The sequence below is a fragment of the Rhizobacter sp. genome, assembly GCA_021153565.1.
In the GTDB taxonomy this organism is placed as follows: Bacteria; Pseudomonadota; Gammaproteobacteria; order Burkholderiales; family Burkholderiaceae_C; genus Albitalea.
The window spans coordinates 1-10,921 of record JAJKJU010000091.1; the positions used below are offsets into that span (position 1 = coordinate 1).

The window sequence follows — 10,921 nt, forward strand, 5'->3', positions numbered from 1 at the left end:
CGGCGGTCACGCCGTGCCGTCAGCGCAGATCCCGGGTGCCGCGTCCGCCAGGCTAAAGACTCTCTGCACTATGGCGAGCATTTGCAACGACGAGCAGGGGTTTTTTGGCGTGATGAGCGGGCATGATCGAAATACTCTCAGCCTCTCAGAGGAGAAATGCAGATGAGACCCAGCTTCGACGAGATGCAAGTCACCAATGACACGGTGCGCGAGCATTACCGCAGCTATCAGCGCTGGTTGTCGCTGCAACCGCAGGACGTGATGCGCTCCAGGCGCGAAGAAGCCGAGATGATCTTTCGGCGCGTTGGCATCACATTCGCGGTGTACGGTGCGAAGGACGAAGACCGTTCGGGCACCGAGCGGCTGATTCCCTTCGACCTCATCCCGCGGGTCATCCCGGCCGACGAGTGGGGCGAGATGGAGCGCGGGCTTCGCCAGCGTGTCACCGCTCTCAACCGCTTCATCCACGATGTCTATCACGAGCAGGAAATCATCCGCGCCGACATCGTGCCTGCCGATCAGATCTTCAAGAACGCGCAGTTCCGGCCCGAGATGATGGGCGTGGACGTGCCTGGTGGCGTGTATTCGCACATCGCGGGCATCGACATCGTGCGGGCTGCCAACCCCGACGGCAGCGGTACCTACTACGTGCTCGAAGACAACTTGCGCGTGCCCAGCGGCGTGAGCTACATGCTCGAGAACCGCAAGATGATGATGCGGCTCTTCCCCGATCTCTTCAGTGAGAACCGCGTTGCGCCGGTCGCGCACTATCCGGACCTTTTGCTGGAGACCCTGCGTGCGGTGGCGCCGGCATCGGTGAACGATCCGACGGTCGTGCTGCTCACGCCCGGCATGTACAACAGCGCCTATTTCGAACATGCGTTTCTGGCGCAGCAGATGGGCATTGAACTGGTCGAAGGGCAGGACCTCTTCGTCCGCGACAACTTTGTCTACATGCGCACGACGCAAGGGCCGAAGCGGGTCGACGTGATCTACCGGCGGCTCGACGACGACTTCCTCGATCCGCTCGCGTTCAGGGCCGATTCGACGCTGGGTTGCGCTGGACTGCTGGGCGTGTACCGCGCCGGCAACGTGACCTTGTCGAACGCCATCGGCACGGGCGTGGCGGACGACAAGTCGATCTATCCGTACGTGCCGAAGATGATCGAGTTCTATCTGGGCGAGCGGCCGATCCTCAAGAACGTGCCGACCTACCTTTGCCGCGAAGCGAGCGACCTGCACTACGTACTCGATCATCTGGGCGAGCTTGTCGTGAAGGAAGTGCACGGCGCAGGCGGTTACGGCATGCTCGTAGGACCGGCGTCGACCAAGGACGAGATCGCCGACTTCCGCAAGGCGCTGGAAGCAAATCCGTCGGGCTACATCGCACAGCCCACGTTGAGCCTGTCGACCTGCCCGACCTTCGTCGACAGTGGCGTTGCGCCGCGGCACATCGATCTGCGGCCCTTTGTGCTGTCGGGCAAGACGGTCCAAATGGTGCCGGGAGGCTTGACGCGGGTTGCGTTGAAGGAAGGTTCGCTGGTCGTCAATTCGTCGCAGGGCGGCGGGACGAAAGACACCTGGGTGCTGGAGGCATGATCACAAGTGAGGAGCAACGCCGCAGCGCGCCCGCGGAGCGCCTTGCATCGCATCCCGCCCAGCGCCCCCAAAACGGGAACTTATTCCGGGCCAAATCCTACGTTTGGACATCCTACGGAGACACGGATGCTCTCAAGAACCGCTGATCACTTGTTCTGGATGGCGCGCTACATGGAGCGCGCTGAAAACACTGCGCGCATGCTCGACGTCAACTATCAGACGTCCTTGATGCCGCAATCCGCCGACGCTGCGGAGAAGGGCTGGAAGGGCCTGCTGTCGATTTCGGAACTGACGGGCGACTACGGCAAGCGCTACGGCGGTGTGAACGCCCGGGCCGTCATGGACTACATGGTGAGTGACGCCAATAATCCGTCGAGCATCCGCTGTTGCCTGATGGCTGCGCGAGAGAACGCCCGCGCCGTTCGGGGCACGCTCACCACCGAGGTGTGGGAAACGCAGAACCAGACCTGGCTCGAATTCCAGCGCATGGTCGCCACCGACGCCTTCCAGCGCGACCCCGGCGCGGCCTTTGAGTGGGTGAAGTTCCGATCGCATCTGTCGCGCGGCGTGACGGTGGGAACGATGCTGCAGGACGAGGCATTTCACTTCCTTCGCATTGGCAGTTTCCTCGAACGCGCAGACAACACGGCGCGCTTGCTCGACGTGAAGTTTCATGCCGTCGAAAGCGAGTTCTTCGGCCCCGCCGCAGCCAACGCGAACGGTCGCGAAATCGAGTTCGACTTCTATCACTGGTCGGCGATTCTGAGATCGGTTTCAGGCTTCGAGGTCTATCGCAAGGCTTACCGCAACGTCATTCAGCCCGGGAAGGTGGCGGAGTTGCTCATCCTGCGGCCCGACATGCCGCGCTCGCTGGCGGCTTGCATGAACGAGGTGGTGACCAACCTGAGCATGGTCGCGAACGAGCAGTCGAGCGAGACGCTGCGACGAGCGGGCCGCTTGCGCGCCGACCTGCAATATGGCCGCATCGATGAGATTCTCGCGACGGGTTTGCACGCCTACTTGACGCAGTTCCTGGAACGCGTGGGTACGCTCGGGCTGGGCATCAGCCGTGACTTCCTCTTGCCCGTCGAAGCCTGAGAGGCTGAGAGTATTTCGATCATGCCCGCTCATCACGCCAGAAGACCCCTGTTCGTCGTTGCAAATGCTCGCCATAGCCTGGGCTATGGCTGTGCTTTGCGCCTAAATCAGGTGCCTTTTGACGCGCTGCTCGGACACGCTCGAAAAGCTCTCAGCCTCTGAGATGAACAGCCCCCTATGGCTGCGCTTTGCGCCTAGATCAGGCGCCTTTTGACGTGCTGCTCGGACACGCTCGAAATACTCTCAGCCTCTGAGTTGGTCGGCGACACTCTCTCGAGTTCTGCCGCATTTAACAATCGCGCCACGACAACAAACAAAGGGAAGAGCCCATGTCCATTCATGTCGCGCTGAATCACGTGACCCACTACCGCTACGACAGGCCGATCAGCCTCGGCCCGCAGGTCGTGCGGCTGCGACCTGCGCCGCATGCGCGCACGCGGGTGCTGAGCTATTCGATGCGCGTCGAGCCCGGCGAGCATTTCATCAACTGGCAGCAAGACCCGCAGTCGAACTATCTCGCGCGGCTGGTCTTTCCGAACAAGACCTCGAACTTTCGAATCGAGATCGACCTCGTCGCCGAGATGTCGGTATTGAACCCCTTTGACTTCTTTCTCGAGCCCTCGGCTGACAATTTTCCCTTCGACTACGAGCCCGATCTCAAGCACGAGCTCGCGCCCTACATGGTGAAGGCGCCGCTCACGCCTGCCTTCAAGAAGTACCTCGACAGCATCCCGCTCGAAACGAAGCAGACGACAAACTTCCTGGTCGAGCTGAACCAGCGTCTGCAAAAGGACATTGCCTATCTCATCCGCATGGAGCCCGGTGTGCAGACGCCGGAAGAGACGCTCGTGAACGCGAGCGGATCGTGCCGCGATTCAGCTTGGCTGCTTGTTCAATTGCTGCGGCACCTGGGGTTGGCGGCACGTTTCGTGTCGGGCTATCTCATCCAGCTCAAGAGCGATGTGAAGGCGCTCGACGGGCCGAGCGGCACGGAGGTGGATTTCACTGATCTCCATGCCTGGTGCGAGGTGTTCTTGCCGGGCGCGGGGTGGATCGGATTCGATCCGACCTCGGGCCTGCTCGCGGGCGAAGGGCACATCCCGCTTGCTTGCTCGCCTGAGCCTTCGTCCGCCGCACCAGTGACCGGTGCGCTCGAAGAATGCGAGACCACCTTCGAGCACCACATGAAGGTCTCTCGCGTGTGGGAAGCGCCGCGTGTGACGCTGCCCTACACCGAAGAGCAGTGGATGGACATCGAGGTGCTGGGAGAGCGCGTGGACGCGGACCTCAGGCGCAACGACGTGAGGCTCACGCAGGGGGGAGAGCCCACCTTCGTGTCGGTCGACGACCGCGACGGCGCGGAATGGAATACCGATGCCTTGGGCCCCACCAAGCGCGCCTTGAGTGCGGATCTGATGGACAAGCTGCGCGCCAAGTACGGCGACGGCGGGCTGCTGCACTACGGCCAGGGCAAGTGGTACCCAGGCGAACAACTGCCACGCTGGTCGCTCAACCTGTTCTGGCGCAAAGACCGCGAGCCGCTGTGGATGCACCCGGAACTGTTCGCAAGCGAGCGACAGGACTTTCGTGTGACGCCGGAGCGCGCGCAGGAGTTTCTGAACGGCGTGGCGAAGCGGCTCGACATCGATGCCAAGCATGTCTTCCCCGCTTATGAGGACACCTGGTACTACCTCTGGCGCGAGCGCAATCTGCCCACCAACGTCGACCCTTTTGATTCGCGACTTTCCGATCCGATGGAGCGCGACCGCCTCAGAAAGGTCTTCTCGCAGGGGCTCGACAAAGTCGTTGGCCACGTGCTGCCAATGCTGCGCAATCCGAATCGCAACGCTTTGCCGAGGTGGCAGTCAGGGCCGTGGTTCTTGCGCGCCGAGCGCTGCTACCTGATCCCTGGCGATTCGGCAATGGGGTACCGGTTACCGCTGGATTCGCAGCCGTGGGTGGACGCTGCGGATTTTCCGTGGGTTCATCCACCCGATCAAACGCAGTCCTTCGCGCCGCTGCCACCATATCGGCGCTTGCGCCATGCCGTTGGAGGCGATGAGTCGAGGTGGTTGCCCGCAGGTGCACAGGAAGGCCGGGAAGGAGCGTTCCTGGGCACCGGCAATGGTCGCCAAGCCAGCGATGAGCAGCAGCGCAAACCGGCTCCATTCCAGTCGGGTGAATGGATCACCCGCACGGCTCTGTGCGCCGAGCCGCGTGATGGCAGGCTCTATCTCTTCATGCCGCCCGCCTCCGCGCTCGAAGACTATCTGGAAGTGGTCGCCGCCATTGAGGACACGGCCGTCGAGATGAACCTTCCGGTCATCCTCGAAGGATACGAGCCACCCAAAGACCCGCGTCTCGCAACACTTCGTGTGACGCCGGACCCGGGCGTGATCGAGGTCAACATCCACCCCGCCCACAGTTGGAATGAGCTCGTCGATCAGACCACGCACCTCTACCAAGCCGCCCACGAGACACGCCTGTCGACAGAGAAGTTCATGCTCGACGGCCGGCACGCCGGCACCGGCGGCGGCAACCACTTTGTCCTGGGTGGAGCGACGGTGGCCGACTCGCCCTTCCTGCGGCGGCCGGAGTTGCTCACGAGCATGGTGGGTTACTGGCACAACCATCCGTCGCTGAGCTATCTGTTTTCAGGCCTCTTCATCGGCCCCACGAGCCAGGCGCCGCGGGTGGACGAGGCGCGCAATGATTCGGTCTACGAGATCGAGATTGCCTTTGCCGAGTTGCAACGGATCACGTCGGAGCAGAAAGATGCGTGCCCTCCATGGCTCATCGACAGGCTCATGCGCAACCTGCTGATCGACGTGACGGGCAACACTCACCGCGCCGAGTTCTGCATCGACAAGCTGTATTCGCCGGACGGTGCGACCGGGCGCTTGGGCCTCTTGGAGATGCGCGCCTTCGAGATGCCGCCGCATGCACGCATGAGCCTCACGCAGCAGTTGCTGATGCGTGCGCTGGTATCGCGCTTCTGGCAGCAACCGTTGCGGCCCGAGCGTTTGAAGCGCTGGGGCACCGAACTTCACGACCGCTTCATGCTGCCGCATTTCGTGTGGGACGACTTGCTCGATGTGATCAGCGAACTCAGGGACTTCGGCTATGCGATCGATGCCGAATGGTTCGCGCCGCATCTCAACTTCCGCTTCCCCCTCATCGGTCAATTCGACGCACGTGGGGTTGACGTGGAGTTGCGTCTGGCGCTCGAGCCCTGGAACGTGATGGGCGAGGAGGGTGCACCCGGCGGCACGGTTCGCTTCGTTGATTCGTCGGTGGAGCGTTTGCAGGTCAAGGCCACGGGGCTGGTTGGCGATCGTCACGTCATCACGTGCAATGGGCGTGTCGTGCCGCTGCAACCGACAGGAAAGGTCGGCGAGTTCATCGGGGCCGTGCGCTATCGCGCCTGGAGTCAGCCATCCGCGTTGCATCCCACCATCGAGCCGGATGCGCCGTTGACGGTGGACCTGGTCGACACGTGGATGAGCCGGTCGCTGGGTGGCTGCCAGTACCACGTGGCGCATCCGGGCGGGCGCAGCTACAGCACTTTCCCGGTGAATGCTTTCGAGGCGGAAGCAAGGCGCCTGGCACGCTTCTTCCGCATCGGTCATACGCCGGGGGAGATGAAGGTGCGCAAGGAGGAGAGGAATCCGAACTTTCCGTTCACGCTGGATTTGCGGCGCAAGGGCTATTGATGTGGATTGCCTCCTCGCCCTCTCTTGCTCCCTCTTCCCTCTGGAGGGCAGAGGTGAGGGCGACGGCGGTGGAAGAGGGGAGGCCTTGTATTTCGACGGCCGCAGCCCTCACCCCGGCCCTCTCCCCGAAGGGGCGAGGGAGCAATACAGGCCAGCTCGCGGTGGCCCGCTTCGAAGTAATGCATTTCGGCCCCTCTCCCGCTTGCGGGAGAGGGTTGGGGTGATGGGTCTCCCAAGAATCACACCCATCTCCGTCAAGGCAGCCCCACGGCCTCCACCATCGCCCGCATCTGCTCGACCCCTCCTCACAACCCGTTTGGCGATGAAGAGGGCGGGGTTGACGCATGACAAGTTCATGTTTGCTCAGAGGCCCAGGCCCCTCACCCCAGCCCTCTCCCCGAAGGGGCGAGGGAGCAATACGGGCCAGCTCTCCCCGAAGGGGCGAGGGAGCAATACGGGCCAGCTCTCCCTGAAGGGGCGAGGGAGCGATACAGGCCAGCTCGCCCCGAAGGGGCTAGGGAGCAATACGGGCCAGCTCTCCCTGAAAGGGGCGAGGGAGCAATACAGGCCAGCTCGCGGTGGCCCGCTTCGAAGTAGTGCATTGCGGCTCCCTCTCCCCCGGCGGGGGGAGAGGGTTGGGGTGAGGGGTCTCTCAAAAATCACACCCATCTCCATCAAGGCAACCCCACGGCCTCCACATCGCCCGCACCTGCTCGAGTTTCTCGAACTTCGCCACCCCACACCCCACCCGCGACAATCACTCCCGTGACTTGCCTCCCCCATCTCCCATGCTGAGACAACTGCTCTCCGGATATTCCGCATTGGAAGGCCGCTACGACGAACTGCTGTCCGTGCCGGGCCGCCCGCGGCCGCACTGGGAGGCTTTCCTGCACGCGCTTGCCTCGCGCGAAGGTGCCGAGGTGAACGACACACTCTCGCTGACCGAGCGTGAGATTCGCGAGAACGGCATCACTTACAACGTCTACGCCGATCCGCAAGGCGCTGACCGTTTGTGGGAAGTCGACCCGCTGCCGCTGCTCATTCCGCCAGACGAATGGGAAGCCATTGAGACCGGCATTGCCCAGCGCGCCGAGCTGCTCAACCGCGTACTGGCCGATCTGTACGGTCCGCAGCAGCTGCTTCGCTCGGGTGACGTCCCGCCATCCATCATCTTTGGCCACAGCGGTTTCCTGCATCAAGCTCAAGGCATCCGTCCGCCGGGCGGTGTTCACCTGTTCCAATACGCCGCCGACCTCGCGAGATCGCCCAACGGCCACTGGTGGGTGGTCGGCGATCGAACCCAGGCACCTTCCGGCGCGGGCTATGCACTGGAAAACCGACTCGTCATCTCGCGTGTGTTTCCTCAGATGTTCCGCGACCTGCACGTCGAGCGCCTGGCCGCCTTCTTCGCGGCCTTGCGGGTCTCGCTTTTGCATTGGGCGCCGCGTGGCGACGACGCGCCGCTGGCCGTGCTGCTCACCCCTGGCCCGTACAACGAAACCTACTTCGAGCACGCCTTGCTCGCGCGGTACCTCGGCTTTGCGCTCGTGGAGGGAAGCGACCTTACCGTGCGTGACGGCCGTGTTTGGATGAAAACCGTCGAAGGCCTGAAGCGCGTGCACGCCATCTTGCGACGCCAGGATGATGACTACTGCGACCCCTTGGAGCTGCGCACCGATTCCGCACTCGGCGTCCCCGGCCTCACAGACTGCGCGCGTCGCGGAACGGTGATGCTCGCCAATGCACTCGGCTCCGGGGTTCTCGAATCGGGCGCCCTGCTCGGGTATTTGCCGGCGCTGAGCGAGAAACTGCTGGGTGAGCCGCTCAAGTTGCCATCGATCGCCACCTGGTGGCTGGGCGAGGGGGCCGCCTTCGAGGATGCATGGCAAAGCCTCGATCAGGTGCTGATCAAGCCGCTGGACCGATCGAGTGGCGAGCGCGCGGTGTTTGGTGTCGACCTCACCGACGGCGAACGGCATGCGTTGGCTGCGCGCGTCAAGGCAAGACCGCAGCGCTACGTCGCGCAGGAGTGGGTCCACGGCTCGCAGGCGCCGGTGCTCGAACGCGGACTGGGTGATTTGTCCGAGCAGTTGCGCGCACGCAATGTGGGCCTGCGCGTGTTCGCGGTTGCCACCCCCGACGGCTATCGCGTGATGCCCGGCGGGCTGACACGGGTTGCTGCGGAAGGCGACACGCGCGGCATTGCCATGCAGCGCGGCGGGCGTTCGAAAGACACCTGGGTGCTGTCGGATGCGCCGGTGAACGTCGCGTTTTCTCTCATGTCGCGCACGGTGCGGCCGGAAGACCTCGTGACTGCGCGCGCCAACCTGCCGTCGCGATCCGCTGAAAACCTTTTCTGGTACGGCCGCTACGGCGAGCGCTGTGAGATGGCAGCGCGCTTGTTGCGCGTGGCGATCGGTGGAGTGCTTGACGACAATGCGGAAGAGGCCGAAGGTGTGGCTCCTGCGTTGGTGCTCGCAAAACGCTTCGGACTGATAGCACAGACCAACAACCCCGGCCCCGATTTGCTGCGTGCGGCGACGCATCCGGAAGAAGCCTTGAGCGAACGCTTCAGGCAGTTGTCGCGCGTGGCCTTCAATTTGCGCGATCGAATGTCTGCCGACAACTGGCGCACGCTCAATCAGCTCATCGCCGACCCGGTGTTCCAGCGCAGTATGTCGCTGCCGCTCGCGCTTGTGTGGCTGGACAGGGCAGTCACGTCGATGATGACGCTGTCGGGCTTTGTGCTTGACGGCATGACACGCGGCACTGGCTGGCGATTCCTGTCGCTCGGCCGCCGCATCGAACGCTTGGCCGACGCGTGCAGCATGCTCGAAGTGGCGACGAATGAAGGCCGAACGCATGGCCTCGACTGGCTGCTCGAGTTGGCCGACTCGACCGTGACCTATCGCTCGCGCTACCTCGTGGCCCCGGAGTGGATGCCGGTGCTCGACCTTGTGCTGCGCGACGAGGCGAACCCCCGCTCGGTGGCGTTCCAGGTCAAGGGATTGAGCGAGTACATCGCCAAGCTCGAACTCTCGCACGGCCGCTTCGCGAGCGACGTGATCGCGCCCGCGCACGCAGCCTTGCGCAAGCTTCGCCCCGAAGACCTGCATCCCGAGAGCGAGATGGTGGCGGATGTGCTCGGCTGCCTGCACCGAGCGGCCTTGGCAGTGTCAGACGAGTTGAGCCTCAAGTTCTTCTCGCACGCCACTTCGCGCAGCGCGCTTTCGCTGGTAGCCTGAACCTTGAAACACAACGCCGATGACGGTCGAGGCGACATGAGCGCCGAGCGCTATACCGTCGAGCATGACACCAGCTATGCGTACACCGCGCCGGTCTCGCAATCGTGGCAACTCGCGCGACTGACGCCGAGGTCTTTGCCCTGGCAGAAACTGTTGTCGCATTCACTGCAGATCGACCCGCAGTCCGACGAGCAGCACGATGCCGTCGACAGCTTCGGCAATACGGTGACGCATTTCGGCTTGCACGGTGCGCATCGCGTCTTGCGGGTGCGCATGCACTGCACGGTCGAGGTGGCGCCGCGACCCTTGCTCATCGATGCCGCTGAAGCACAGACCTGGGAATCTGTTCGAGATGCCGTGCGACTCGGTCCGTCGCTCGACGACATGAACCCCGCGCGCATGAGTGAGCCGACGCCGCTCGTGCCTTTGTCGGATGCGGCGCAAGCCTATGCCGTGCCTTCGCTTCGACCTGGGCGCGACTGGCTGGAGGCGGTCAGCGAATTGATGCACCGCATCCATGTCGATTTCGAATTCGAACCTGGTGCGACCACGGTGAGTACATCGGTCGACGAGGTGCTCGCCAAGCGCCACGGCGTGTGCCAGGACTTCGCTCACCTGATGCTCGCATGCCTGCGCACGCATGGCTTGCCGGCGCGATATGTGTCGGGCTATCTGCTCACCGAGCCGCCGCCGGGGCAGCCGCGCCTGATGGGTGTGGACGCATCGCATGCGTGGGTGGCTGTGTTCTCGCCTCGGCACGGTTGGGTGGAGTTCGACCCGACCAACGACCAGTTGGCAGACCATCGATACATCACGCTCGCCTGGGGCGCCGATTTCGCCGACGTCGTTCCATTGCGAGGCGTCATCCTCGGAGGCGGCGCGCAGGAGATGAAGGTCTGCGTCAGCGTGGTCCCGTCTTGAGCGGGGGGCTGCCCTTTCGGCTCAACGCGAGAAGACTGGTATGGAATGCATACAAAAGAGTTCGTGAACGGGCAGCGATTTGTGACAAACCGAAGGGCAAGGGAAGCTTCAACGACTTTGGACGGTGATCGTGTGCACCCCCTTGGCTGAGAGGCTGAGAGTATTTCGCTCATGCCCGCTCATCACGCCAAAAGACCCCTGCTCGTCGTTGCAAATGCTCGCCATAGCCCGGGCTATGGCTGCCTAGATGTCCCATCCCGTGTGATCATGTGCCAATCCGCAGCTGGCCGCTGTTCCGAGCCAGAGACCTTTTGCGGGGTGTTATCGAAGCCTTCCAACACGAGA

5 protein-coding genes are annotated in these 10,921 nt (G+C 63.2%); all 5 read left to right on the top strand.

The genetic code is table 11. From position 1 onward, the window contains the following. The first annotated feature begins 162 nt into the window (after nt 1–162). Nucleotides 163–1,599: a circularly permuted type 2 ATP-grasp protein gene (locus AC30NL_RS05815; RefSeq protein WP_489463068.1), complete on the top strand. Its 1,437-nt coding sequence runs from the start codon at nt 163–165 to the stop codon at nt 1,597–1,599. A 126-nt stretch (nt 1,600–1,725) separates the two neighbouring features. Then, nucleotides 1,726–2,697, top strand: coding sequence for an alpha-E domain-containing protein (locus AC30NL_RS05820; protein ID WP_489463069.1), 972 nt, complete (start codon nt 1,726–1,728; stop codon nt 2,695–2,697). A 329-nt stretch (nt 2,698–3,026) separates the two neighbouring features. Further along, a complete protein-coding gene (locus AC30NL_RS05825) occupies nt 3,027–6,410 on the top strand; it encodes a transglutaminase family protein (RefSeq protein WP_489463070.1) in 3,384 nt (1,127 codons plus the stop codon). A gap of 788 nt (nt 6,411–7,198) precedes the next feature. After that, a complete protein-coding gene (locus tag AC30NL_RS05830) occupies nt 7,199–9,655 on the top strand; it encodes a circularly permuted type 2 ATP-grasp protein (RefSeq protein ID WP_489463071.1) in 2,457 nt (818 codons plus the stop codon). A 3-nt stretch (nt 9,656–9,658) separates the two neighbouring features. Further along, on the top strand, nt 9,659–10,576 hold the full coding sequence (locus tag AC30NL_RS05835) for a transglutaminase family protein (protein ID WP_489463072.1): 918 nt from the start codon (nt 9,659–9,661) through the stop codon (nt 10,574–10,576). The last annotated feature ends 345 nt before the right edge of the window (nt 10,577–10,921 follow it).